The following is a 25,551-nucleotide window of genomic DNA, read 5'->3' on the forward strand; positions in this document are numbered from 1 at the left end:
CACCTCACTTTAAATTATCTAAGAAAACAAATGAATTATAGCACCTAACGCCACGAAAAAATAGACTTTTCATAAAAAATAAAAGGATTTTTTAAGGATATCGAGAAATTAATACCGAATGAAAGGGGAGGTATTATGAGTTGGAATACACGGGTGACAGAGCTTTTACAAGTGAAATACCCAATTATTCAAGGTGGTTTAGCGTATTTAGCCTATGCTGATTTAGCGGCGGCTGTGTCGAATGCTGGAGGGTTAGGTCAAATCACAGCTATGAGTTTACGAAACCCTGACTTATTGCGAGCAGAGATTCATAAAGTACGAACATTAACAGATAAGCCTTTTGGCGTAAACTTTGCTATTGGTATGCATGGTACAGGCTATGAGGAAATGGTTCGCGTTGCAGTGGAAGAAGAAGTACCTGTTGTAACGATGACTGGAGGTAACCCTGCACCCATTTTTGATTTATTAGCAGGCACAGAAATTAAAAAATTGGTACTTGTAGCTGCACGTAGACAAGCGCAAAAAGCTGAACAGCTTGGAGCGGATGCTGTAATGGTTGTTGGGCAAGAGGGTGGCGGACATCTTGGAAGAGATGATGTAGGTACGATGGTGCTCGTCCCACAGGTTGTTGATAGTATAAAAATCCCAGTTATTGCTTCAGGGGGAATTGGCGATGGCCGAGGCTGGATGGCTGCCCATGCACTGGGAGCTGAAGGAATTGAAATGGGTACTCGTTTTATTGCAACAAAGGAATGTGTGGATGCTTCTGCTGCTTATAAAGAGGCACTACTAGCAAGCACAGAGGCTGATACGACGATCATAAAACGTTCTATCGGTGCACCTGCTCGTGCTTTACGTAATGAGTTTACGGCAAAAATTTTAGAGATTGAGGAAAAAGAGCCAACCTATGAAGCGTTAAAGGAATATATAAGTGGATCAGCGAATAAACGTTTTATTTATGATGGTGAACAAGAACACGGCTTTGGTTGGGCTGGACAAGTGACAGGGATGATTCATGATGTTCCAACCGTTGAGGAATTAATCAATCGAATGGTTGCAGAAGCGGAAAGTATCCGGGTAAAATGGGGGCAATAATGTAAAGGTGGTTTTGTCGAATGGAATATTCTTATCCGTTTTCAACAGATTGGTCTACAGAGGAAATTGTGGATGTTGTTCAATTCTTTGAAGGCATTGAACAAGCTCATGAAAAGGGCATCAAGCGTGAGGTCATGATGGCTAAATATCGTCGCTTTAAGGAAATTGTTCCTTCACAAGCGGAGGAAAAAACAATATTTCGTGAATTTGAAGAAGCGAGTGGCTATATTAGCTATCCTGTTGTTAAACAAACAAAAGAAGCCGCAGATGGTACAATGATAAAAATAGTCCCTAAAAAAAGTCGATAAAAAAAGTGGATGTGAGAACAACTCACATCCGCTTTTTATTTTTTTGTGTTAAAAAACGACATTTGGCATACACTACTTCAACAAATAACATGAGGTTAAAGCTTATTTTAGGTCCTTACCAACGATGACGTTGTAAAAAAGTAGTAAGCTGTTGAATGTTTGTTCCGTTAACTGGTGGAATTCACTGGCTGATAATTTGGTTGCTTGGTCTTTTGGAATATGACGACCAATTAAAAACTCACCTTTTTTTACATCTCGCAGGCGTAAAAGTAGTGCCTCAAGCTTGTCTTCTTTCGCTTCTTCAAGTGAAATGGCCTCAGGAGACATATGGTCACCTGACACAATAAAGTCACCAGGTAGCTGCTCAAATAAGGATTGGTGAGCGAGTAAACGTTCAGCCATTACATTTTTTTGAGGAGCTTCATAAATAATAGCTAAGACGATGAATAAATGTGAGTGCCATAGACCAATCTGAAAGTGAGGCAATGATTTATAACCTCTTTTATAGGGGGCGAAGGCAACCCAACTATCTTTTGGAGGGTTGACAGTTCTTCTAGCGTGTTTGGCAACATGAGGGAAGAATTCTTCACCTAGCTGGCTTGAGAAATAGGCAGCAAAATCATCACCAAGCTGATGGAATTTTGGGCGTACATGATCGTTTAATGCATCCATTCTTTGTTCTAAACCGTCTATTTTAAAAACATTAAAATCTTTGTTTGTCCACTTTATTTTCGGCAATTTAATTTTGCTCCTTTCGTTTTATAAGGTTTATTTTACGCTGATTTTGGGAAAAAATCTTATAACAAGAACTTTATCGAATTTGAAAAGTTTTTGTAAAAAAATTAAAAAAAGGAAGTGTTTTTATGAAACCAATCGTAAAAATTATACGTAAAGTTGACATTGAAAAGCAATATGAACACATTTTACAATTAGAATTAGATTATGAATTAGCTTCGCTTTTTGCAGCGATGAATGAAAAAAACGATATAGAAATTGAAAAAAGTAAAAAACGTCTTGGAGAAATCCAGATGGAACTTGAAAGCTTCCACGCCTATGCGTAATCAAAATCTTATACCCATTTAAAAAATCACTTGCTGAATATTCCGACAGCAGGTGATTTTTATTGTGACAAAGGGTAAAATAGATACTATATCATAGCGTAATGAATTTCAGTATTTCTTGAAGTTCATGTTGTATATCGCAATAAAGACAATGGACAAGGTAAAATTAATAAAGAGTGAGGAAAGTAAAGTCTTTTTCTTATATTCGAAGGGTGGGTTTTAATTGGATTTACAACAAATGGATGAATTTGCGAAAAGTATAATCTTTGAAGCTGGAAGACGTATTCGAAAAGCCTTTTCGTATAATTTAGTGATCGAGACAAAATCAGGTGCCAATGACCTGGTAACAAATATTGACCGAGAAACAGAGTTATTTTTTATCGACCAAATTAAAGCTTATAATCCAGCCCACAAAATTTTAGGCGAAGAAGGCATGGGGGAAAAGGTAGAGTCATTAGATGGTGTAGTTTGGATTATTGATCCTATAGATGGCACGATGAATTTTGTCAAACAACATCGTCACTTTATGATTTCTATTGGTATTTTTATTAATGGGGTAGGTAAGTTAGGGTACATATTTGATGTCATGCGTGAGGATTTATTTTATGCGATTGAAGGCCAAGGCGCGTGGTATAACGATTCTCCTCTTCGGAAACTTCAATCTGTTACGATGGAGGAATCAGTCATTGGTATCAATGCACATTGGGTAGCTCCTAATCGACATATTCATCACGAAAAGGTCATTGAAATGGTCCGCAAAGTTCGGGGCACACGTTCCTATGGCTCAGCTTGCATGGAAATCGCATTTGTTGTTAGTGGGAAGTTGGATGCTTATGTTTCCATGCGTTTATCACCGTGGGATATAGCAGGTGGTACCATTATTGCTCAAGAAGTTGGGGCCATCGCCACAAACTTGCACGGAGAAGGCTTTGACTTCATACATCAAGATACTTTTATAATCGCCAATCCTTCCATTCATAAAGAATTATTGGAAAAATATATTGTACCTTATGAATAAAAAGGAGCCGTCTAACTACTAGACAGCTCCTTTTTTAACTACAGTAACCCTTGCATACGTAGTTTACGCTTCATTTTAAAGGCTGTCATGAAAATGACACAAGTAGCCACAATACCTGCTATTGCACCAAATACACTACTAGCCGCCACTGAATAGCCAATTGAACACATTGCTAAAACAGCTGCTAATGCATAAATAGCCATTACGAATTTTGCACGATTCATAGCCTAGCCTCCTATATAAAAAATTTATCAATCAAATATATTTTTTAGAATGATGGAAATTCTAATAAGGACATTTCTATCCTTCTTGTGCTATAATATCACAGTTAAACATTCGAAAAAAGAATATGGAGTGGAATAATGACAAACTTACGTCAAGATCTTCGCAATATCGCAATAATCGCCCACGTTGACCATGGTAAAACTACCTTAGTCGACCAATTACTAAAACAATCAGGTACATTCCGTTCAAACGAACGTGTTGAAGAACGTGCAATGGACTCTAATGATATTGAACGCGAACGTGGTATTACGATTTTAGCTAAAAATACAGCAGTAAACTATGAAGGAACACGTATCAACATCCTTGATACGCCTGGACACGCTGACTTCGGTGGTGAGGTAGAACGTATTTTAAAAATGGTAGACGGCGTTTTACTAGTTGTCGATGCGTATGAAGGTTGTATGCCTCAAACACGTTTCGTATTGAAAAAAGCATTAGAACAACGTCTAACACCAATCGTAGTTGTAAATAAAGTAGACAAAGATTCAGCTCGTCCACTAGAAGTAGTAGATGAAGTACTTGAATTATTTATCGAGTTAGGAGCAGATGACGATCAATTAGACTTCCCTGTTGTCTATGCTTCAGGTGTAAATGGTACAGCTTCTTTGGACGCTGATCCATCTAAACAAGAAGAAAATATGAAATGTCTATTTGAAAAAGTTATTGAATCTATCCCAGCACCAGTTGATAACTCAGAAGACCCATTACAATTCCAAGTAGCTTTACTTGACTATAATGACTTCGTTGGTCGTATCGGAATAGGTCGCGTATTCCGTGGAACAATTTCTGTAGGTCAACAAGTTGCACTGATGAAGTTAGATGGTACAGTGAAAAACTTCCGTGTGACGAAAATCTTTGGTTTCTTCGGTTTAAAACGTGAAGAAGTAGAGACAGCAAAAGCTGGTGATTTAATCGCCGTTTCAGGCATGGAAGATATCAACGTAGGTGAAACAGTTTGTCCTGTTGAGCACCAAGAAGCACTTACACCATTACGTATCGATGAGCCAACTTTACAAATGACATTCTTAGTAAACAACTCTCCATTCGCTGGTCGTGAAGGGAAATGGGTTACTTCTCGTAAAGTAGAAGAGCGTTTACGTGCTCAATTACAAACGGACGTATCTTTACGTGTTGAAGATACTGATTCTCCAGACGCTTGGACAGTTTCAGGTCGTGGTGAGCTTCACCTATCAATCCTTATTGAAAATATGCGCCGCGAAGGTTTCGAATTACAAGTATCTAAACCTCAAGTAATCGTGCGTGAAATCGATGGCGTAAAATGTGAACCATTCGAACGCGTTCAAATCGATGTACCTGAAGAAAATGTTGGTTCAATTATTGAATCGATTGGTACTCGTAAAGGTGAAATGCTTGATATGGTGAATAACGGCAGTGGTCAAGTTCGTTTAACGTTCTTAGTTCCAGCTCGTGGTTTGATCGGTTATACGACTGAGTTCATGTCAATGACAAAAGGTTTTGGTATTATCAACCATACGTTTGATTGCTACCAACCATTACTACCAGGTAAAATTGGTGGACGTCACCAAGGTGTACTAGTTTCTATGGAAACTGGTAAATCAACAACTTATGGTATGATGCAAATTGAAGATCGTGGTACACTGTTCTTAGAGCCAGGTACAGATATTTACGAAGGTATGATCGTTGGAGAAAATACTCGTGACGCTGATATCACTGTAAACATCACAAAAATGAAACAAAAAACAAACATTCGTTCAGCAAATAAAGACCAAACGAATGTTATTAAAAAACCGCGTATTTTATCTTTAGAAGAAGCACTTGAATACCTAGGTGATGATGAGTATTTAGAAATCACACCAGAATCTATTCGTCTGCGTAAAAAAATTCTAGATAAAAATGAACGTGAGAAAGCAGCGAAAAAATTACGTAACGCAGAACAATAATTTTCGCTGACATGAAAGGAAGAGGATGAACGATGTTGAATTGGCTGTTACTCAACTCTATTCAAGCATCTAATATGAGAGAAGGAACAGAGGCTGAAGTATTAGAAGATTTAACAGGTATTAGCCGTTTCATTTATGAAAATGCACCGAATTATACAGTTGCAGGGTATATAGCTTTCTTCTCTGTATTTATTTTATCTGCAATAGTTTATCAACTAGGCTTTGCACGAAAATTAAATTTAAAGCAAAATATTGTTGTGTACCTCTGTTTATTTATTGGATGTATTTTTCTTACTTTCTTCGCCCTATCATTACCAATGATGGAGGGGTTAATTGTTGCAGCATTATTTTTGGGTATTTATAAAATTCGCTTGTCACGTGAAACTCGTGAGACTTAATTAACTATGAGAAGTATTTTATAGCTTTACTTAATTTAATAGCATTTTTAATTGTTTAACCTCGATTTTATAGACACTAACAAGTGGATATAATCGAGGTTTTTCTTTTTACTCCAAGTATATTTATTTATGTATTCCGAAGTCTCTAGAAGAATAACAGTACTTAAAAATCTTTGGTTTTCTCAAGTGTTTAAAACCTTAACCCAATTTCTATATAAATTTGATAAATCGATATTTATTTCTTAAAATTTGATCAAAAGAAAAGCACCTCCAGTTGTTAGATTTATCTAACGATAGAGGTGCAATAAAGACAATTTTGATTTTATCAAGGAGGGATAAATAGTGTTTTAATTGATTTTTTAATTCAATGAGATATTACCCGTTGCACTACATTTATTTACATCGCCAGCACAATATAAATTTAAAGCATGTTTTGTGTTACTTCTTGTATTAATCCAAATTCCCTTAGCTCCACCAGGTGGAATATTTGCAGGTGTATCCATTTCTGCCACATTATTTGGACCAACAACATACCACGCAATAGGTACTGAACCAGTATTTCTAAGCAATACATAAACCCTAGAAGAAGCATTAATATAATTTGATTGTGCAAAACCACTTGATCCTAAAAAAACTGATTCAGAGGTTGATGCAGAGGCATTTTCAGCATTATATCCATAAATGGTAAAAATAAGTACTAAAGGTGCTAGAAATCTAAGTATTTTTTTCAATTGAGTTCTCTCCATTCTAATTAACTTAAAATATATAAATAGAATATAGTAAATATAATAAAAAACAAAAATGTATATTTATCCCTCTATAAATAATTATATCATATTTTGTAAATAATTACTAAATAATTTCTTTTGTTAATATTCTTAATTAATGTAAATGCAAAAGTAAATTGAGGGATTTTCTTTGAATTCACCCTTTTTGTCAATTTAACATACGCTATTTAATGTAAATAGGATCTAGGAGGAGAGAAAAAATATGAATCGTTTAAAATCTGCATTTATATTTAGTCTTGTCAGTCTTTTATGTATATTACTTGTTGGATGTGGAGATAAAGTGATGTCGAAAGTCAAAGTTGGAGAAGTAACTCGTTCGATTTTTTATGCGCCTCAATATGTAGCACTTGAAAAAGGATTCTTCGAGGATGAAGGCCTTTCTGTAGAGCTACAAACGATAGCTGGTGGCGATAAAACCATGACGGCATTGCTGTCAGATGGCATTGATATTGCTTTAGTTGGGTCGGAAACTTCGATCTACGTCACATTACAAGGGGCGAATGATCCAATTCAGAATTTTGCTCAGTTAACTCAAACTGACGGTACTTTTTTAGTCGCAAGGGAAAAAATGGGTAATTTTTCATGGGATCAATTGAAGGGTTCTACATTTTTAGGTCAGCGTAAAGGTGGAATGCCGCAAATGGCAGGGGAATTTGTGTTGAAGAAGCACGGCATTGACCCTGTTCATGATTTAACCCTTATTCAAAATATTGATTTTGCAAATATAGCCACTGCCTTTGCTTCAGGTACTGGTGATTATGTACAGTTATTTGAACCAACAGCTAGCGTATTTGAAAAAGAGGGGAAAGGCTATATTGTGGCATCTTTCGGTACAGAGTCTGGTAATTTGCCTTACACGTCCTTTATGGCGAAAAGCAGTTATTTAAAGGATGATGAGAAGACAGTTCAAGCCTTTACAAATGCCTTACAACGGGCACAAGATTTTGTACAGAATGAAAGTGCCGCAGAAGTGGCAAAAATTATTCAACCTTATTTTGAAAATGTAGATGTTGCGGTTATCGAAACAGTAATCGAGCGTTATAAAGCACAAGGCTCCTATGCATCAGACCCTATTCTCGATGAGGGAGAGTGGGATAACTTGCAAACAATTATGGAGGAAGCAGGTGAACTTCCTCAACGTGTGGAGTATGAAAAACTTGTGAACACAACCTTTGCTAAAAAGGCTGCTGAGTAATATGGAATTTTTACAGCTAGAAAATATTCACCATAGTTATTTTTCAAGCATAAAGGCAAAGGAAGTATTACGTGATATTAGCTTGGCCATTCGTGAAGGAGAATTCGTGTCGTTTATCGGGCCCAGTGGCTGTGGGAAAACGACCTTATTATCAATAATCGCTGGTTTGTTTCCACCAACTGAAGGCAAGGTCTATATAGATGGTGATGAACTATCAGCACATAATCAATCAAGCATTGGCTATATGCTTCAGCAGGACTACTTATTTCCATGGAAAACCATTGAGGAAAACGTCACGATTGGTTTAAAAATTATGGAGCGGAGCAATAATTCACATAAAGTAACGGCCAATGCTCTTTTGCAAGAAGTAGGATTACCCCATGTGGGAAACAACTATCCACGAGAATTATCAGGAGGTATGAGACAACGTGTGGCACTTGCTCGTACTTTAGCAGTAAATCCTAAAATTTTATTGTTAGACGAACCATTTTCGGCTCTTGATTATCAATCGAAATTAAAGCTTGAGGATTTAGTTGTAGAAACATTAAAGACCTATAGAAAGACAGCAGTTCTTGTGACGCATGATATTGGAGAAGCAATAGCTATGAGTGAGCGTGTCTTTTTATTTTCAGCCAATCCAGGGACATTGCATAAAGTGTTTGAAATACCTGAGGCACTTCGTGAATTATCACCGTTTGATGTAAGACAGCATCCTACCTATGCAGATGTATTCCAAATCATTTGGAAGGAGCTGGAGAGCCTTGGATAACACATTATTTAAACAATATCAGCAAATGTTAAAAAAAGAAAAACGCTTTGTACGGCTATATCAGCTTATTATTCTGCTTCTGTTCTTTGGAGGATGGGAGCTGCTTTCTAGATTAGAATGGATCGACCGTTTAATTTTTAGTTCACCAACGCAAGTTTGGCATACATTTATCGAAAAAGTAACTGATGGAACTTTAACTTTGCATGTTGGTGTGACATTAATGGAAACGGTGATTGGCTTTATTGCTGGGACTTTACTAGGGACGTTCATAGCTATCCTATTGTGGTGGTCACCATTTCTGTCGAAGGTACTGGACCCTTATTTAGTTATTTTAAATGCGATGCCAAAAGTTGCATTAGGACCTATTCTTATTGTTGCGCTAGGGCCAGGTTATTTTTCCATCATTGCGATGGGAGCTTTAATTTCTATCATTATTACGACCATTGTGGTATATACGGCTTTTAAAGGTGTCGATCCGAATTATAGTAAGGTTTTACAAACATTTGGTGCTACTAGGTGGCAAATATTTCGGGAAGTCATCTTACCAGCATCTTTTCCGACCATAATTTCGACCTTGAAGGTGAATGTAGGATTATCGTGGGTTGGGGTTATTGTAGGTGAGTTTTTAGTTGCCTCGAAAGGTCTTGGCTATTTAATTATCTATGGCTTCCAAGTGTTTAATTTTAACCTCGTGCTCATGTCCTTGCTCATCATTGCATTTTTTGCAACAATCATGTATCAGGTGGTTGAGTTGATAGAAAAGTCGGTTATTAAAAATAACGGCTAATATAGAAAAGAGGTGTCTCCCGATGGAGGCACCTCTTTTTTGGTTCATCAAACATTAAAATTCTTTATCCATTTGTGGTGAAGTTCTATAAAAACGGAAATTCCCTGTTTCTAATCGTGCAACCGTGTTTTCTTTAATACGATCATGGCAATTGTCACACATATAAGTATGGATTGGACGATTACGTAATTTTTTTGCTAAAGGTAAATTATCGTCTATATTTTGAATCGTATCGCAAATTACGCATTTAACGCGCATTGCATTCCCCCCTATTCAGCGCGAATGGCTATTACGTTTTTAATAGGATTGTCAATATTTGAACCATCTCTCTTTAATACGTGGATGGGACCATCTTCTAAGAGTGGCTTGCCGTCTTGACTATATTTTAAAATAAGTGTAGATGCTTCTTCAATAGAAAAAGGATATTCTTGACCATTCTCACATTCAAAGATAATTTTTGTTGCTTCAGGTTTAATTTCAGCATTTTTCAAGAAATGGCCTAATTCGATACCAAATGTCCCTGTTTCCATTCCTTTACGGTCAAACTTACGCTCTGATTTTAATGTAGGTGGGAATGTAGCTCCCTCCATAATCTCACGAGACCAGTGAGCACCAACCTCACGCATATATTTGATGTCTGAATCTTCCTTAACATCTTGTGTCGTGAAATATGTTTTTAAATCTAATTTACGATCATCGAAAATCCAAACAGTGGGATCTAATGTTAATTGATATGTTACTGCGCCCTTGATAGGAATTATTGTTTCCATGATAGAAATCCTCCTCAAATCTTGTATATCCATGACATAGTATAACGCTAATGCCTAAAAATAATAAAGAAATAAAATTTGAATTCGGTATTTTCCAATGAAGACACTTGCAATTTTAACGACTAGAAGATAAACTTTATTAAGATAGAATCGAAGAAATATCAGATAATGGGGGCGTCCTCATGGATACGAAATCACAAACTTCTTTTCAAGAAAAGGCTTTGGAGCTTTTAGTTGCTGATGCAGATAAGATTGCTCGCCTTATTCGAGTACAAATGGATCATTTAACAATGCCACAATGCCCTTTATATGAGGAAGTATTAGATACACAAATGTTCGGCCTGTCTCGTGAAATTGATTTTGCTGTGAAGCTAGGTCTGATTGAACGTGAAAAAGGCAAGGAAATTCTCGATTCACTCGAGAAAGAACTTTCTGTACTGCACGATGCGTATACAGACAAATAAAAAGAAAAACTCAAACGCTTTTTTGCGCTTTGAGTTTTTTTACTAGAACGAGGTTTTTCAGATGAAACAATACTTAAAACGATATGCACAAAATTTTGATTACCCTTTATTTTTTACTGTCCTATTATTGAGCTTATTTGGATTAATCATGATTTATAGTTCAAGTATGATGGTCGCTATTGCACGAGAAGGAGAAGCACCTGATTATTTTTATCGAAAGCAAATCACCAATTTAATAGTGGCCTTTTTAGGCTTTATTGTTGCAGCATTTTTCCCGTATAAGCATTACGCGAATAAGAATATTATGATGATGCTAACCATCGTATTAGCTGTTCTATTTACTTGGCTAAAGATAGCAGGGCATGGTGCAGAAGATGTAGGGTCACAAAGTTGGATACATGTGCCTGGTTTAGGAAACTTTCAGCCATCTGAATATGCAAAACTATTTATAATTTTATATTTTGCAGCTGCATTTTATCGCAAATCACAAAAATATACATTTGAAAAACTTCAACCGACAGAAATTTTTTATCCGATTTTTCTGTGGATCCTAGTAGTTGCTGGTGTTGCTTTCGAAACAGATTTAGGGGCAGTAATTATTTTATGTGGAATTGCCGTATCTGTCGTTGCTTCTAGTGGCATTCCTTTTAAAACGTTTTGGAAATTTTTTGGTGTATTGGCGGCATTCGGTGCAGCAATTCTTGGTATACTTTTGTTATTCAAGGGAGAACTATTAACGGAGAACCGAAAAGGGCGGATTTTATCTTATTTAAATCCGTTCGAATATGAAAATGGTAGTGGTCATCAAGTGGCCAATAGTTATTATGCAATTGGCGGAGGCGGCTTAGAAGGAAGAGGGCTTGGTCAATCCATTCAAAAATTAGGATATTTACCTGAACCGCAAACAGATTTTATTATGGCTATAATTATGGAGGAATTAGGCATATGGGGAGTTATAATCGTCCTGACTGGTTTAGGATTTATTGTATATAAAGGCTTTTCTATTGCATTGCGAACGAAGGATCCAATGGCACGCATGATTGCGGCTGGTATTGCAAGCTGGATAGGCTGGCAATCGTTTATAAATCTTGGGGGTGTAACCGGGTTAATCCCGTTAACCGGTGTAACGTTACCTTTTATAAGCTATGGCGGTACATCTATAATCATCCTATCTTTAGCGATGGGAATATTAATCAATGTTTCTATGTTTGAAAAGGTAGAGAGGAAAAAAACAGAATCATAAAGGGGGATACCTATGGAATCAATCAACAAAATCCTTGTAGCCAATCGAGGAGAAATTGCAATTCGTATTTTCCGTGCTTGTACGGAGCTGAATATCCAAACTGTTGCTATCTATTCAAGAGAAGATAGTGGTGCTTTTCATCGCTTTAAAGCCGATGAAGCTTATTTAGTGGGAGCGGGCAAGAAACCAATTGATGCCTACTTAGATATTGAAGGTATTATTGCCATCGCAAAAGATGCAGATGTTGATGCGATTCATCCGGGGTATGGTTTTTTATCAGAAAACGTGGAGTTTGCACGTCGCTGTGAAGAAGAGGGTATTATCTTTATTGGACCAACTTCTCAGCATTTAGATATGTTTGGGGATAAGGTTAAAGCACGTTCGCAAGCGATTGCGGCTGACATTCCTGTTATTCCGGGTACAGATGGCCCTGTAGCCAATTTAGCAGAGGTAGAGGCGTTTGCTAGCACATTTGGCTATCCAGTTATGATTAAGGCAGCGCTCGGCGGTGGTGGTCGTGGCATGCGTCTAGTACATGCAGCTGAGGAGCTTGCATCTGCTTATGAACGCGCAAAATCAGAAGCAAAAGCTGCTTTTGGCTCTGATGAGGTGTATGTAGAAAAGGCCATTATTAAACCTAAGCATATTGAAGTGCAAATTATTGGTGACCAGCAAGGCAATATTGTGCATTTATATGAACGTGATTGTTCAATCCAACGTCGTCACCAAAAGGTAGTTGAGATTGCTCCTTCTCATTCGATTTCCGAAGAGTTAAGAAATCGTATTTGTGCTGCTGCTGTGAAAATAATGAAGAATGTCTCGTACATAAATGCAGGGACAGTGGAATTTTTAGTCGCAGGGAACGATTTTTATTTCATCGAGGTAAACCCTCGCATTCAAGTAGAACATACGATTACAGAAATGATTACAGGTGTAGATATTGTCCATACCCAAATTAAGGTAGCAGCAGGTTATGCTCTGTTTAGCGAAGAAATTCATATGCCAAAGCAAGAAGATATGCCAATGATTGGCTATGCGATTCAGGCACGTGTAACAACTGAGGACCCTGCTAACGACTTTATGCCTGATACAGGAAAGTTAATGGTTTACCGCTCTAGTGGTGGCTTTGGAGTCCGTTTAGATGCCGGCAATGGTTTCCAAGGTGCTGTTGTCACACCGTACTACGATTCCTTACTCGTAAAAATCTCTACATCTGGCATGAACTTTAAAGAAGCTGCTGCGAAAATGGACCGAAATTTAAAAGAATTCCGTATTCGCGGCGTCAAAACGAATATTCCGTTTTTAAATAATGTTGTGACACATGAGAAATTTTTATCTGGTGCTTTTGATACAAGCTTTATTGACACTACACCAGAGCTGTTCCATTTCCCAGTACGTCAGGACCGAGGAACAAAGCTATTAAGCTATATCGGTAATGTGACGTTAAACGGATTCCCTGGTGTGGAAAAGCAATCAAAGCCCATTTTTGTTCAACCGAATATTCCTAAAATAGACCGTTTAATTGTGCCACCAGCTGGTACGAAACAAATTTTAGATACCCAGGGTGCAGACGGCTTAGTGCAATGGATTTTAGCACAAGATGATGTGCTATTAACAGATACTACTTTCCGAGATGCTCACCAATCACTTCTCGCTACTCGTGTACGTTCGCATGATATGTATCAAATTGCAGATGCAACAGCTCGTATGATGCATCAGTTATTCTCTTTGGAAATGTGGGGCGGTGCAACGTTTGATGTGGCGTATCGTTTCCTAAAGGAGGACCCATGGGAGCGTTTAGCAAAACTACGTGAGCAAGTGCCAAATGTGTTATTCCAAATGCTTTTACGTGGTGCTAATGCTGTCGGTTACACGAACTATCCTGATAATTTAATCCGTGAATTTATCGCAGAATCAGCTGCATCAGGTATTGATGTATTCCGTATTTTCGATAGCTTGAACTGGATTAAGGGAATGGAAGTAGCTATAGATGCAGCCCGTCAATCAGGGAAAATTGCGGAAGCGGCAATCTGCTATACAGGCGACATTCTGGATGATACTCGTGCGAAATATTCTGTGCAATATTACAAAGACATGGCCAAAGAACTTGAGGCATCTGGTGCGCATATTCTAGCTATTAAAGATATGGCTGGTTTATTGAAGCCTGAAGCAGCGTATCGTTTAATTTCCGAGTTAAAAGAGACGACAAGTCTGCCAATCCACTTGCATACCCATGACACTAGTGGTAATGGTATTTACTTATATGCGAAAGCTATTGAGGCAGGTGTTGATATCATTGATACAGCATTAGGGTCCATGGCGGGTCTCACATCTCAACCAAGTGCGAATTCACTTTACTATGCCATGAAGGGTAGTAAACGTGAGTTATGTGCAGACATCAACGCATTGGAAAGATTGTCTTATTATTGGGAAGATGTGCGTAAATACTATAAGGATTTCGAAAGTGGCATGATCAGCCCGCATTCGGAAATTTATGTACATGAAATGCCTGGTGGGCAATATAGTAACCTACAACAACAAGCAAAAGCAGTAGGCCTTGGCGATCGCTGGGAAGAGGTCAAACGGATGTATTCCCGTGTGAACCTATTATTTGGGGACATTGTAAAAGTAACACCTTCCTCGAAGGTAGTAGGGGATATGGCACTCTTTATGGTGCAAAATGATTTAGATGAAAACACTGTATTAACAAGAGGCCAAACGATTGATTTCCCAGACTCTGTTATTGAATTATTCCAAGGCTATCTAGGACAGCCACACGGTGGATTCCCTGAGGCATTGCAACAAGTAGTGCTAAAAGACCGTAAAGCTATTACGGTTCGACCTGGTGAGTTATTAGAACCTATTCAGTTTGAACAATTGGAGGCAGTGCTAGAGGAAAAATTAAATCGTCCAGTGTCGAAAAAGGACGTATTGGCATATGCCCTTTATCCAAAAGTTTTTGAAGAGTATGCGAAAACAGCAGAATCCTTTGGCAATATTTCAGTTCTCGATACGCCGACATTCCTTTATGGCTTAAAGCTTGGCGAAATCATTGAAGTCGAAATAGAAAAAGGAAAAACGCTCATTATTAAACTGGTATCTATCGGCGAACCGCAACACAATGGAACGCGTGTCTTGTACTTTGAGCTAAATGGTCAATCCCGTGAATTGGTCATTCAAGATATGACCGTGGAGGTAGATGGCAATCTATCATTAAAGGCAGATCCAAGTAATCCAAATCAAATTGGTGCTACAATGCCTGGTACTGTATTGAAGGTCGTTGTGTCCAAAGGAAGCCCTGTTAAACGTGGTGATCATCTATTGATCACAGAGGCAATGAAAATGGAAACAACTGTTCAAGCACCAAAGGATGGTATTATAAAAGAGGTTTATGCTAGTGCAGGGGATGCTATTTCAACAGGTGATTTGCTGATTGAAATTGAATAACTGATAGTGAAAAAGAGGTATGTAGATGCATTTTGAACATCTACATACCTTTTTATTGTGGAAATAAGAAAAATTGTATAAAATTTGATTAACTAATCAAAAAAATGTTCGAGTAATTAAATGGAGAGTTTATGAAAACTAATAAAAGTACCTTTATACAGGAAGCAAGGAAACATCAAATTATTGATGCGACTATAAGGACTTTAAGTGATATTGGCTATGTGAAGTCGAGTTTAGCTCAAATTGCAAAACGTGCTTCTATCAGCACAGCTTTAATTTCGTATCATTTCGCAGATCGACAAGATTTAATTGAACAAAGTCTGCAAGCATTGATTGATCAATCAGCTACATATATTTTGACGAAAACGTATGCTGCGGATGAACCTGCTTCACAATTAGCTAATTTTATTGAGGCGAGTATTGCTTATCAAGCAACACACCCAGAAGAAAATATAGCGCTTCTAGAAATTATTTTTAATGCTCGTACTGCTGATGAGATTCCTTTTTATAAATTGCCAGATGATGGAGAAGATCCTTTATTAAAAGCCTTGAGCAACATATTATCTAAGGGAAAGGAACAAGGGAAATTTACTATCACTTCTGTCCATGTAATGGCAAAGATTATTCAAGGAGCTATTGGGGAGTACATGTTAATTGGGGGACCACTTTCTATAGAAGTAGAACAATACAGTGCAGAGGTCATCAACATCATCTGGACAGCCATGAAAGTAGAGGAAATTAACAATGCTTAAAGCTTTATTTAATTGGATGTTTGTCATTGGCTTAATACTATTAGGCGGCCGTCTTGTAACGGTAATTTGTCGATATTTTGACATTCCATTTACAACATTCTTTAAAGATTACGCCCTAGTATCTATGATTATTTTAATAGTAGGAATTATAGGAACTGAATCTATGAAGAAACAACGATAAGCATAAAAAAGATTCGTTACATCATTGTAACGAATCTTTTTTATTAGACTATTTCATTTTTTCATTGAAGTTACTACGAGCAACGAGCATGATCATGTAACATAATAGACCGAACAATAGAGAAATTAATAATGAATGCATTAAAGCGACTGTTAAGTTCAGCTTCGTTAGGACTACTAACATACCAGCGATCACTTGTAAAAATACTATAGTAAAAGCAATAATCCAACCATAGTAAACCACACGTTGGTTTTTATATTCTTTCACAGCGTGCCAAGTTATGTATGTAATCCAAATGAAAATAATAAGAACAGCTAAACGATGTCCCATTTGCACCCATTCGTACATGTTATTTGGTGATGCTAACGGTGTTTCGTTGTAGCAAAATGGCCAGTCTGGACAGATTAAGCTAGAATCGGTATGTCGAACTAACGCGCCAGTATAAACGACCAAATAAGAATAAATTGTGACAGCAATTGTATGCCAACGTAACTTTTTACCAATAAATACTTTATCGGCATCAAATTTCCGATCGACTTCAAATACAATCATAGAGAGAAGCAGAACCGCAGCAAAGGAAATAAGAGAAATACCAAAATGAAGTGCTAAGATGAAGTCACCTTGCCCCCATAATACTTGAGCAGCTCCAATAAGAGCCTGCGCAATTAAGAAAAACATTGCTAAGAAACCTAAAAGCTTTACTTCACGAATATGTCCGAGCTTACGCCATGTCCAAACTGTTAACACAAGAATTGAAATAGATACGACTCCAGTAACAAGACGATGTGAGAATTCAATAAGGACTTCCGGTGTAATCTCCTTTGGAATAAGAGATCCATTACAATCTGGCCAGTTTCGACCACAGCCTAAGCCACTATCTGTTTTCGTAACGAGAGCCCCACCTAGTAATATAAGGAGCATCCCTAGCGTAGCGGCAACAGCAAACCACTTCAAATATCTGTTGTGTTGCATAAAATGAGTCACCTACTTTATCTATCAACATTACAAGAAAGTAATGTTTCTGCTACTAGATAATATCGAAAATACGTTTAAAAAACAACTTGTAAAGGGAAGGGAGTACTAGATGTCGATTTCATTTCACAAATTGTTCATAATTTCGTGCTTTAACCTTCACAATTCATTTTAGAAAATGTTTTACTATAGATATGTTGTTTTTAATTATATTTCTAGACAAAACTAATTTTTACAACTTCATCTAAATTTCACTTAATGTCTAGAAATCAATCGCAAATTTCGCTATAGTTATTGTTAGCGGAATATGCTTACAAAAATGAAAGGAGAGGTAGAATGTCAAACGGTCGTACACTGGCGGCTACTAGAAATACTGGTCCAGAAACAACATCAGTTGTAAAAGATTTCTTAGCACTAATAAAAATTGGTATTGTAAACTCGAATCTTGTCACAACGTTTACAGGGATGTGGCTGGCTTTTCAATTTACTAGTAGACACTTCTTGCAAGAGCTGGATGTCATCTTATTCACCATGCTGGGTGCGGCATTAATCATTGGTGGCTCAGGTGCAATGAATAACTTTATTGATCAAGATATAGATCCGATCATGAAAAGAACGAAGGCAAGACCAACAGTGACTGGCAGATTCAAGCCAAATTTTGTATTGACCATTGCCCTCTCATTTTTAATTGTAGGTGAAATTTTGTTATTAGCGGCATCGTTTGCAGCCGGCATGTGGGGACTAGCAGGAATATTTGCTTATGTCGTTCTGTATTCAATGTGGTCAAAGAGAAAGCATGTTAGTAACACGGTTGTAGGAAGCATTTCAGGGGCTATTCCTCCTATTATTGGATTTGCAGCAGTTGAGCCTGCTTTAGGTCCAGGAGCACTTGCCTTATTCCTAATTATGTTTGCGTGGCAACCACCACATTTCTACGCGCTTGCTATGAAACGTACGGAGGAATATCGTGCAGCTAAAATACCAATGCTACCTGTTGTAAAGGGATTTAAACGTACAAAGTACTCAATGTTATTCTGGATTCTTTTATTATTACCGTTACCTTTCCTTTTACCGGAGCTTGGAATTGGCTTTTTAACTCTTGCTACTACATTGAACTTGGGTTGGTTAATACTAGCTCTGAAAGGCTTTACAGCAAAAGATGATATGAAATGGGCAAATAGAATGTTTATTTATTCATTGAATCATATGACCATACTATTTGTATCCATCATAATATTTGCGGTGTTTAGCTAAATTTAGGAATTCTTTCTTTTTCTAAAGAATTCATATAGACAGAACTAATGTCCTATGTACACATGAAAATACAACAAAGAAAGAGGGGTTTAATTAAGCTATGATGAAAGGGCTTAAAAAATGGCGTCTTTTTTCACTTCTAGCAGTGATGATGGTTTTCCTTTCAGGTTGTGGTGAAGAGTATCTTTCTACACTAAAACCATCTGGAGAAGTAGGTAAACAACAATTAAACTTATTACTGTTAACTACTGTAATTATGACGCTAGTAGTGGTAATAGTATCCGTTATTTATTTACTTGCATTCCTGAAATACCGTCGTTCACGCGTTGGTGAAAACGTTATCCCTAAGCAAGTAGAGGGTAGTCATACGTTAGAAGTGATTTGGACAGTTATACCAATTATTTTATTATTAATTATTGCTGTACCAGTTGTTACAACTACTTATAAATTTGCAGATGTTGCTGCAATGGATGAGGTAGATGAGGAGGGGAATAAAACTGCCCTAACAATCAATGTAACAGCCAAATTATACTGGTGGGAGTTCGAATATCCTAACCAAGGTATTATAACGGCTCAAGAGCTAGTAGTACCAACAGGTGAAAAGGTTTACTTTAATTTAAAAGCTGCCGATGTTAAGCACTCATTCTGGATTCCTGCTGTAGGCGGTAAAATGGATACAAACGTCGAAAACTTAAACAAATTCTACTTAGTATTTGATAAAGAATCGAAAGATCTAAAAGATGGCGTATTTTATGGTAAATGTGCTGAATTATGTGGACCATCACATGCTTTAATGGACTTTAAAGTAAAAGCTTTAAGCCCAGATGCATTTGACGCTTGGGTTGATGCAATGAAAGCAACTGAAGGACAAACAGCTGACAAAGCTTCAACAGATCTTGGCGAAGCAACTTTTGCTAACAGCTGCTTAGGCTGTCATGCTATCTCTGGTTCAGGAGCAGGCGGTACTCCAGGTCCAAACTTAACTACGTTTGGTGACCGTAACCGCGTTGCTGGTTTCTTAGAACACAATGAAGAAAACTTAAAAGCTTGGATTAAAAACCCTGAGGAATTTAAACCAGGTAACTTAATGATGAATGCTGAGGGTACTGCACCTATATACGGCGATTTATCTGACGAAGAAATTGAAGCTCTTGCAACTTATATCATGGGCTTATCAGTTGAAAAATAATTTCCGTTCTATGTAACAAATTTTTGAGGGAGGTAAAAGTTGTGAGCTCATACACACAGAAAAAGGGCTTTGGAGCAACTGTCTGGGATTACATTACTACTGTTGACCATAAAAAGTTAGCAGTCATGTATTTATTAGCCGGTACATTGTTCTTCGCTATCGCTGGTTTTGAAGCGTTATTAATGCGTATTCAGTTAATGAAACCAAATAACGATTTCGTGTCAGCTGGTTTTTTCAATGAATTATTAACAATGCACGGAACAACAATGTTATTCCTAGCTGCTACTCCATTACTATTCGCATTTATGAACATGCTTGTACCATTACAAATTGGTGCACGTGACGTTGCATTCCCGTTCCTTAACTCATTAGGGTTCTGGTTATTCTTCCTAGGTGCAGTATTCCTTCACCTGTCATTCTTTATGGGTGGCGCTCCTGATGCGGGCTGGACTTCTTATGCATCATTATCTTTATATTCTCCAGGGCATGGTATTGACTTCTATGTTCTTGGTTTACAAATTTCAGGGGCAGGTACTTTAATTTCGGGTCTTAACTTCATCGTTACGATTATCACGATGCGTGCTCCTGGTATGACATTCATGCGTATGCCATTATTCACATGGACAGCTCTTGTATCAAGTGCATTAATTTTATTCGCATTCCCTCCATTAACAATTGGTTTATTAATGATGTTATTTGACCGTATGTTCGGTGGTAACTTCTTTGACCATACAATGGGTGGTAACACAGTTATTTGGGAACACTTATTCTGGATCTTCGGACACCCAGAAGTTTATATCTTAGTATTACCTGCGTTCGGATTATTCTCTGAGATTATCCCAGCGTTCTCTCGTAAACGTTTATTCGGATATTCTTCAATGGTATTCGCAACAATTTTAATCGGTTTCTTAGGGTTTATGGTTTGGGCCCACCACATGTTTACAGTTGGTCTTGGACCAACAGCAAACGCTATCTTCGCTGTTGCAACAATGGCAATTGCGGTTCCAACAGGTATGAAGGTATTTAACTGGATCCTAACAATTTGGGGCGGATCTATTAAAGTTACAACGCCAATGCTTTATGCACTTGGTTTCATCCCGTCATTCGTTGCGGGTGGTGTTACAGGGGTTATGCAAGCATCTGCACCTCTTGACTACCAATTACATGATTCTTACTTTATCGTAGCTCACTTCCACTACGTAATCGTTGGTGGTATCGTTACTGCATTATTTGGTTCAGCACATTTCTACTGGCCAATTTTCTTCAACCGTATGTTAAACGAAACGCTTGGTAAAATTACTTTCTGGGTATTCTTTATCGGATTCCATTTAACGTTCTTCGTTCAACACTTCCTTGGTTTAATGGGGATGCCACGTCGTGTATTCACTTACATGGAAGGTCAAGGTTGGGATCAATTCAACTATATCTCTACAATCGGTGCATTAATGATGGGTGTAGGGGTTATCTTAATGGTAATCAACTGCTTAATGTCTATCAAAGGCAAACCAGCAGGTCGCGATCCATGGGGCGATGGACGTACATTAGAATGGTCAATTCCACAACCAATTCCATTCTACAACTTCCGTCAAACACCTCTTGTTCGTGGTTTAGATCCATGGTGGATTGAAAAACAAGAAGGTAACAAAGAAGTTACATTTGCTGAGCCACTAGGCGATATTCATATGCCAAATAACTCAGCGATTCCATTCGTTATTTCATTAGGTATGTTTATTGCAGCATTCGGTGCACTTTATAATCCTGATGCAGATAAACCTTGGTCAATCTATATTTTAATTGCTGGTCTTGCAATTACATTTGGTGCAATGATTGTCCGTTCTGTTAAAGATGATCACGGCTTCCATTTACACAAAGAAGAAATTCTTGAAATTGAAGAACAACTTTATGGCAAAGGGGGAAATAAATAATGGATTTCAATACTAAATTTACTCCTCATACTTGGCCAGATCATCCTGAACAAGCAACGCTGGAAGGTAAAAACAAAGTCGTTGGTTTCTGGATTTTCCTTGCCTGTGAAGTTGTACTTTTCGCAAGTTTATTCGCTACTTATTTAGCGCTTAAGAACAAAGGGCCAGCTGGCATGGAGTTCACAACTCAAGGGTTATTTGAATTACCATTAGCATTTGCTATGACGATGTTACTTTTAACATCTTCGCTAACATCTGTTTATGCAATTTACCATATGCGTAACTTTAACTTTAAAGGGATGCAAACTTGGTTAGCAATTACTTTAGCTTTAGGTCTTGGTTTCTTAGCTCTTGAAATTTATGAGTTCCAACACTATGTGCATCTTGGTTTTACATTTAACCAATCTGCATTCGCAACTGCATTCTATTCTTTAGTTGGTACACATGGTTTCCACGTAACTTTAGGACTTGTATGGATCGCAACTTTAATGATTCGTAATGCTAAACGTGGTTTAAACTTGTACAATGCACCTAAATTCTTCGTAGCTGCTTTATATTGGCACTTTATCGACGTTGTTTGGGTATTCATCTTTACAGTAGTTTACTTGATGGGAGTGATCGGATAATGTCTTCACACGATACACCTATAGTTGCTAAATCACAGGCACAATATGAGTATGATCGTCATCATAATGCCGTTCATATGCGTAAACAAGTACTCAACTTTGCGATTATGATTTTCTTTACTTTTATCGCATTCGCAGTAGTTGCAGCAGATTTTTCTAAATACTTAATTATGCCATTCGTTTTATTATTAGCGGGTGTTCAAGTTGTACTTCAACTGTATTCTTTCATGCACTTAGAAGACAAAAAAACACACTTCGGTGGAGTTATTGGATTCTTCATGTGGATGGGGATTTTAATTGCATTTACATTCTTCTTAGCATTCTTAACAATTATTTGGTGGTAATCACCAAAAAAAGCACGTTCGTCACTTTGTACGAACGTGCTTTTTGTATTTTAAATTTTAGTGATGGTTGCAAAAAGAAGCAAACACTGGCAAACTTAACATTTGTTCACCTTTCGTTCATTGCAGTATAGCTGTAAGCGTTTTATAATAGGAGTACTGAAGTTTAAAGGAGTGCGTTCTATATGCCACTTAGTATATTTGGTTTCCAAGCGTTATGGAGCCCATATTTAATAGGGGTTCTTGTTTTTATAACAATCGTCTATTTTTTAGTCACAGTAAAGTGGCGTCAGGATTTTAAAGAAAGCGAACCTTTAAAAAAGGGACAAGCAATTTATTTTGTATTAGCGATGATTACCATTTATATCATTAAAGGGTCTCCAGTTGATTTAATGGCTCATATTATGTTTACGATGCATATGGTTCAAATGGCTATTTTATTATTGCTTGTACCGATTTTCTTAATTAAAGGAATACCTTGGTGGGTTTGGAAGGTTGCGATTGAAGCACCAGTTGTTAGAACTATATTTAAAGTACTAACATTACCAGTAGTTGCAGTGTTTGTGTTTATTGGTCTATTTTCCTTCTATCACTTACCGGATGTATTGGATTATATTAAATTAAATGAAACACTACATGGTACCTATACATTTGTCTTATTTCTATCAGCGGTTTTCATGTACTGGCCTTTAATTCAAAATATGCCAGGTAAAGATCAAATGAAGCCCTTGCATAAATTAGGCTATATTATTGCCAATGCCGTTTTAATAACTCCTGCCTGTGGATTGATCATTTTTGCACCTAATGCTATGTATGAAACGTATACGAATGGTGATGCTTGGTTAAAGGCAATGGAGCTTTGTGTTCCGGCCTCTACGTTGTCGGGACTATCATTATCAGGACCTGAGTTATTTACGGATATGAAACCTGTTGCTGATCAGCAATTAGGTGGCGTCCTAATGAAAATCATTCAAGAGCTGATTTTTGGTATCTTATTAGGTGCCATCTTTACAAAATGGTATCGTGCTGAACAAAAAGATCCAGATAAAATTACTGCTGATGCATTAGCTGCCCATCAAAAAAAATGGGAGAGTCAACAGCAACATTAATTAAAAATAGAAATTTACTTTGTATAAGGGGTTTTGATAATGGAATTGCAAATTTTGCCTACTATTAGTACTTCATTTATCGTCATTAGTGCTGTACTAGTAGCAATAGGATGGGGCTTAATTATAAAAAGAAATGTAGAAGGGCATAAAAAGGTAATGCTTGCTGCAGGTGTTGCTGCACTGATCTTCTTTATTATTTATGCTTCCCGTACAGTGTTTATTGGAAATACTGCCTTTGGTGGTGGAGAACATTTAAAACCTTATTATACGTTTTTCTTGATTTTCCATATTATTTTGGCAACTTCTGGGGCCGTATTTGGGATTGTTAGTATAATTTCAGGTCTTAAAACAAATTTAAAATTACACCGTCGTATTGGACCGATTACAAGTATTATTTGGTTCTTCGTCGCTATAACAGGTGTCCTTGTTTATTTATTATTGTATATTTTATTTGAACCGGGCGAAACTACATCGGTTATTAAAGCCATTTTAGGCATATAACAAAAATCTCCCACCTTATTTTTCAGTAGGTGGGAGGTTTTTTGTCGTTGGCTGAATTAATGAGAGAACTACTACAAAAAGTAATGGTCCAATTAAAATACCTAAAAATCCAAAAATTTTAAATCCGATAAACATCGCAATAAAGGTTGAAAGAGGAGAAAGTCCAATTTTATCACCTATTATTTTTGGCTCAATCATACGACGAACTAAAAATTGACCTACTGTTAATACAATTAACACAGCGGCATAAATATAATCACCAGCAAAAACTTGATAGATTGCCCATGGGACTAATAAAATAAATGAGTCAAGAAAAGGAATAAAGTCTAAGACGACAAGCAACAATGCTAATAATAGAGGAAATGGCGTTTTGAGAAAATAAAAGGCTGCGATAGCTAAAGCAAAAATACCTAATCCTACAAGCAATTGTGCTTTCAAAAATCCAAATAAGGCTAGTTTAACTCGTTCACCAATAAACACAATTTTCTGGTGGTAGTGGAAAGGGACGGGCATTAGTATTTTTTGATTAATGGTTGGCAATTCCAAAAGCAACATATACAAGACAATCCAATAGACAAAAATATCAAATAATCGTGTAGGGATATACGTTAATAAGGCAGACCAGACATCGATGTTTGTTAAGGAAAGTGCAAATTTTTCAGTGGAAGCTAAAGCTCTTGCAATCATGGATTGAATTTGTGAAACTAGTTCTACAGGTAAATGATAGGTGTGGTTACTTAGTTTAGATTGCATTTGAATCCATAGTGCAGAAAGTTGATTCAAATAATCTGGAATATCTATAATGAAAGATGAAAATTGTTTCCAGCTTACATAAATAATAAGCGTACATAATAATAAAGAGATACTTAGGAAAAATAAAATAAAGATGGAGACCACTATTTTACGCTTTTTTCGAAAACGTTTGCTCATCCGAACTATAATAGGTTCTAAAAGTAAGGCAGTTAAGTAGGCAAGTAAGATTGGCAATGATATTGAAATAAACCAGAGGAGAAAAACCCCAATTGCGATAACGATAATGGGATGACGAAAAAAAGGACGATTAAAAAATGACAACAATTTTCTCACCTACATCTTGTTCTAGATATAGGTAGTATGAGAAGAAATCAAATTTTTACTCAAAATAAAAAAGA

The 25,551-nt window shown here is 37.1% G+C and carries 28 protein-coding genes; 21 read left to right on the forward strand and 7 right to left on the reverse strand.

The genetic code is table 11. The annotated features are described in order from the left end of the window. Positions 1-135: 135 nt before the first annotated feature. A complete protein-coding gene (locus MKY88_RS04565) occupies positions 136-1,095 on the forward strand; it encodes an NAD(P)H-dependent flavin oxidoreductase (RefSeq protein WP_340813066.1) in 960 nt (319 codons plus the stop codon). A gap of 20 nt (positions 1,096-1,115) precedes the next feature. Continuing rightward, a complete protein-coding gene (locus MKY88_RS04570) occupies positions 1,116-1,403 on the forward strand; it encodes a UPF0223 family protein (RefSeq protein WP_025113798.1) in 288 nt (95 codons plus the stop codon). A 102-nt stretch (positions 1,404-1,505) separates the two neighbouring features. On the opposite strand, the gene MKY88_RS04575 is transcribed toward MKY88_RS04570, so the two are convergent. Beyond that, positions 1,506-2,141 carry a YktB family protein gene (locus MKY88_RS04575; protein WP_258267900.1) on the reverse strand — a complete coding sequence of 212 codons (636 nt, stop codon included), beginning with the start codon at positions 2,139-2,141 and terminating at the stop codon, positions 1,506-1,508. A 125-nt stretch (positions 2,142-2,266) separates the two neighbouring features. On the opposite strand from MKY88_RS04575, the gene MKY88_RS04580 reads away from it, so the two are divergent. Both MKY88_RS04580 and MKY88_RS04585 read left to right on the forward strand, forming a co-directional pair. Beyond that, a complete protein-coding gene (locus MKY88_RS04580) occupies positions 2,267-2,464 on the forward strand; it encodes a hypothetical protein (protein ID WP_008173987.1) in 198 nt (65 codons plus the stop codon). A 223-nt stretch (positions 2,465-2,687) separates the two neighbouring features. Continuing rightward, entirely contained in the window at positions 2,688-3,482 is a 795-nt protein-coding gene (locus MKY88_RS04585) for an inositol monophosphatase family protein (protein ID WP_340813067.1), read from the forward strand. A 38-nt stretch (positions 3,483-3,520) separates the two neighbouring features. Here MKY88_RS04585 and MKY88_RS04590 read toward each other — a convergent pair whose 3' ends face one another. Beyond that, positions 3,521-3,706, reverse strand: a complete 186-nt coding sequence (locus MKY88_RS04590) for a DUF5325 family protein (RefSeq protein WP_008173985.1) — start codon at positions 3,704-3,706, stop codon at positions 3,521-3,523. 138 nt (positions 3,707-3,844) lie between these two features. On the opposite strand from MKY88_RS04590, the gene typA reads away from it, so the two are divergent. Further along, a complete protein-coding gene (typA, locus tag MKY88_RS04595; RefSeq protein ID WP_008173982.1) occupies positions 3,845-5,689 on the forward strand; it encodes a translational GTPase TypA in 1,845 nt (614 codons plus the stop codon). A gap of 32 nt (positions 5,690-5,721) precedes the next feature. Then, positions 5,722-6,087 (forward strand): YlaH-like family protein, encoded by a 366-nt coding sequence (locus MKY88_RS04600; RefSeq protein WP_232540458.1) that lies wholly within the window; start codon positions 5,722-5,724, stop codon positions 6,085-6,087. A 359-nt stretch (positions 6,088-6,446) separates the two neighbouring features. Here the strand turns inward: MKY88_RS04600 and MKY88_RS04605 are convergent, their stop codons facing one another. Next, positions 6,447-6,818 (reverse strand): hypothetical protein, encoded by a 372-nt coding sequence (locus MKY88_RS04605; protein WP_069480247.1) that lies wholly within the window; start codon positions 6,816-6,818, stop codon positions 6,447-6,449. 259 nt (positions 6,819-7,077) lie between these two features. On the opposite strand from MKY88_RS04605, the gene MKY88_RS04610 reads away from it, so the two are divergent. From MKY88_RS04610 to MKY88_RS04620, 3 genes are read left to right on the forward strand one after another with little or no spacing between them, the layout of a single operon-like run. Then, positions 7,078-8,070 carry an ABC transporter substrate-binding protein gene (locus MKY88_RS04610; RefSeq protein WP_193831105.1) on the forward strand — a complete coding sequence of 331 codons (993 nt, stop codon included), beginning with the start codon at positions 7,078-7,080 and terminating at the stop codon, positions 8,068-8,070. A gap of 1 nt (position 8,071) precedes the next feature. Beyond that, complete coding sequence (locus tag MKY88_RS04615; RefSeq protein ID WP_193831106.1) at positions 8,072-8,839, forward strand: ABC transporter ATP-binding protein; 768 nt, start codon at positions 8,072-8,074, stop codon at positions 8,837-8,839. Continuing rightward, positions 8,832-9,626: an ABC transporter permease gene (locus MKY88_RS04620; protein WP_193831107.1), complete on the forward strand. Its 795-nt coding sequence runs from the start codon at positions 8,832-8,834 to the stop codon at positions 9,624-9,626. The genes MKY88_RS04615 and MKY88_RS04620 overlap by 8 nt, the downstream gene beginning before the upstream one ends. A 54-nt stretch (positions 9,627-9,680) precedes the next feature. Here MKY88_RS04620 and MKY88_RS04625 read toward each other — a convergent pair whose 3' ends face one another. Then, a complete protein-coding gene (locus MKY88_RS04625) occupies positions 9,681-9,884 on the reverse strand; it encodes a YlaI family protein (RefSeq protein WP_012293117.1) in 204 nt (67 codons plus the stop codon). A gap of 11 nt (positions 9,885-9,895) precedes the next feature. Continuing rightward, positions 9,896-10,396: a peptidyl-prolyl cis-trans isomerase gene (locus MKY88_RS04630; RefSeq protein WP_340813068.1), complete on the reverse strand. Its 501-nt coding sequence runs from the start codon at positions 10,394-10,396 to the stop codon at positions 9,896-9,898. Between the two features lie 182 nt (positions 10,397-10,578). Here MKY88_RS04630 and MKY88_RS04635 point away from each other — a divergent pair, with 182 nt between their 5' ends. The 5 genes from MKY88_RS04635 to MKY88_RS04655 all read left to right on the forward strand — a co-directional run bounded on the left by MKY88_RS04635 (position 10,579) and on the right by MKY88_RS04655 (position 16,483). Further along, a complete protein-coding gene (locus tag MKY88_RS04635) occupies positions 10,579-10,860 on the forward strand; it encodes a YlaN family protein (RefSeq protein WP_004224778.1) in 282 nt (93 codons plus the stop codon). A gap of 61 nt (positions 10,861-10,921) precedes the next feature. Continuing rightward, positions 10,922-12,103, forward strand: coding sequence for an FtsW/RodA/SpoVE family cell cycle protein (locus MKY88_RS04640; protein WP_069480251.1), 1,182 nt, complete (start codon positions 10,922-10,924; stop codon positions 12,101-12,103). Between the two features lie 12 nt (positions 12,104-12,115). Continuing rightward, on the forward strand, positions 12,116-15,550 hold the full coding sequence (gene pyc / locus MKY88_RS04645) for a pyruvate carboxylase (protein WP_340813069.1): 3,435 nt from the start codon (positions 12,116-12,118) through the stop codon (positions 15,548-15,550). 131 nt (positions 15,551-15,681) lie between these two features. Next, positions 15,682-16,302, forward strand: coding sequence for a TetR/AcrR family transcriptional regulator (locus MKY88_RS04650; RefSeq protein WP_258267905.1), 621 nt, complete (start codon positions 15,682-15,684; stop codon positions 16,300-16,302). Continuing rightward, complete coding sequence (locus MKY88_RS04655; RefSeq protein WP_069480254.1) at positions 16,295-16,483, forward strand: hypothetical protein; 189 nt, start codon at positions 16,295-16,297, stop codon at positions 16,481-16,483. Before MKY88_RS04650 ends, MKY88_RS04655 begins: the two co-directional genes overlap by 8 nt. A 48-nt stretch (positions 16,484-16,531) precedes the next feature. Here the strand turns inward: MKY88_RS04655 and MKY88_RS04660 are convergent, their stop codons facing one another. Then, a complete protein-coding gene (locus MKY88_RS04660) occupies positions 16,532-17,455 on the reverse strand; it encodes a COX15/CtaA family protein (RefSeq protein WP_340813070.1) in 924 nt (307 codons plus the stop codon). A gap of 336 nt (positions 17,456-17,791) precedes the next feature. Between MKY88_RS04660 and cyoE the strand changes: the two genes are divergently transcribed. The 7 genes from cyoE (at position 17,792) to MKY88_RS04695 (ending at position 24,400) form a co-directional block, all read left to right on the forward strand. Beyond that, complete coding sequence (gene cyoE / locus MKY88_RS04665; RefSeq protein WP_193831110.1) at positions 17,792-18,709, forward strand: heme o synthase; 918 nt, start codon at positions 17,792-17,794, stop codon at positions 18,707-18,709. Between the two features lie 100 nt (positions 18,710-18,809). After that, the gene (coxB, locus tag MKY88_RS04670) at positions 18,810-19,898 is read left to right on the forward strand and encodes a cytochrome c oxidase subunit II (protein WP_069480257.1); all 1,089 of its coding nucleotides are present in this window, start codon (positions 18,810-18,812) and stop codon (positions 19,896-19,898) included. A gap of 41 nt (positions 19,899-19,939) precedes the next feature. Further along, the gene (gene ctaD / locus MKY88_RS04675; protein WP_069480258.1) at positions 19,940-21,823 is read left to right on the forward strand and encodes a cytochrome c oxidase subunit I; all 1,884 of its coding nucleotides are present in this window, start codon (positions 19,940-19,942) and stop codon (positions 21,821-21,823) included. Continuing rightward, a complete protein-coding gene (locus MKY88_RS04680; RefSeq protein WP_008173951.1) occupies positions 21,823-22,449 on the forward strand; it encodes a cytochrome c oxidase subunit 3 in 627 nt (208 codons plus the stop codon). Before ctaD ends, MKY88_RS04680 begins: the two co-directional genes overlap by 1 nt. Continuing rightward, positions 22,449-22,793 carry a cytochrome C oxidase subunit IV family protein gene (locus MKY88_RS04685; RefSeq protein ID WP_012293127.1) on the forward strand — a complete coding sequence of 115 codons (345 nt, stop codon included), beginning with the start codon at positions 22,449-22,451 and terminating at the stop codon, positions 22,791-22,793. The genes MKY88_RS04680 and MKY88_RS04685 overlap by 1 nt, the downstream gene beginning before the upstream one ends. Before the next feature lie 182 nt (positions 22,794-22,975). Beyond that, positions 22,976-23,899 (forward strand): cytochrome c oxidase assembly factor CtaG, encoded by a 924-nt coding sequence (ctaG, locus tag MKY88_RS04690; protein WP_008173948.1) that lies wholly within the window; start codon positions 22,976-22,978, stop codon positions 23,897-23,899. A 39-nt stretch (positions 23,900-23,938) separates the two neighbouring features. Next, positions 23,939-24,400, forward strand: coding sequence for a DUF420 domain-containing protein (locus MKY88_RS04695; RefSeq protein ID WP_069480259.1), 462 nt, complete (start codon positions 23,939-23,941; stop codon positions 24,398-24,400). A gap of 15 nt (positions 24,401-24,415) precedes the next feature. Here the strand turns inward: MKY88_RS04695 and ytvI are convergent, their stop codons facing one another. Continuing rightward, on the reverse strand, positions 24,416-25,474 hold the full coding sequence (ytvI, locus tag MKY88_RS04700) for a sporulation integral membrane protein YtvI (protein ID WP_340813071.1): 1,059 nt from the start codon (positions 25,472-25,474) through the stop codon (positions 24,416-24,418). Between the last annotated feature and the right edge of the window lie 77 nt (positions 25,475-25,551).

The sequence above is a fragment of the Lysinibacillus sp. FSL R7-0073 genome (genome assembly GCF_038009065.1).
Taxonomy (GTDB): Bacteria; Bacillota; Bacilli; order Bacillales_A; family Planococcaceae; genus Lysinibacillus; species Lysinibacillus fusiformis.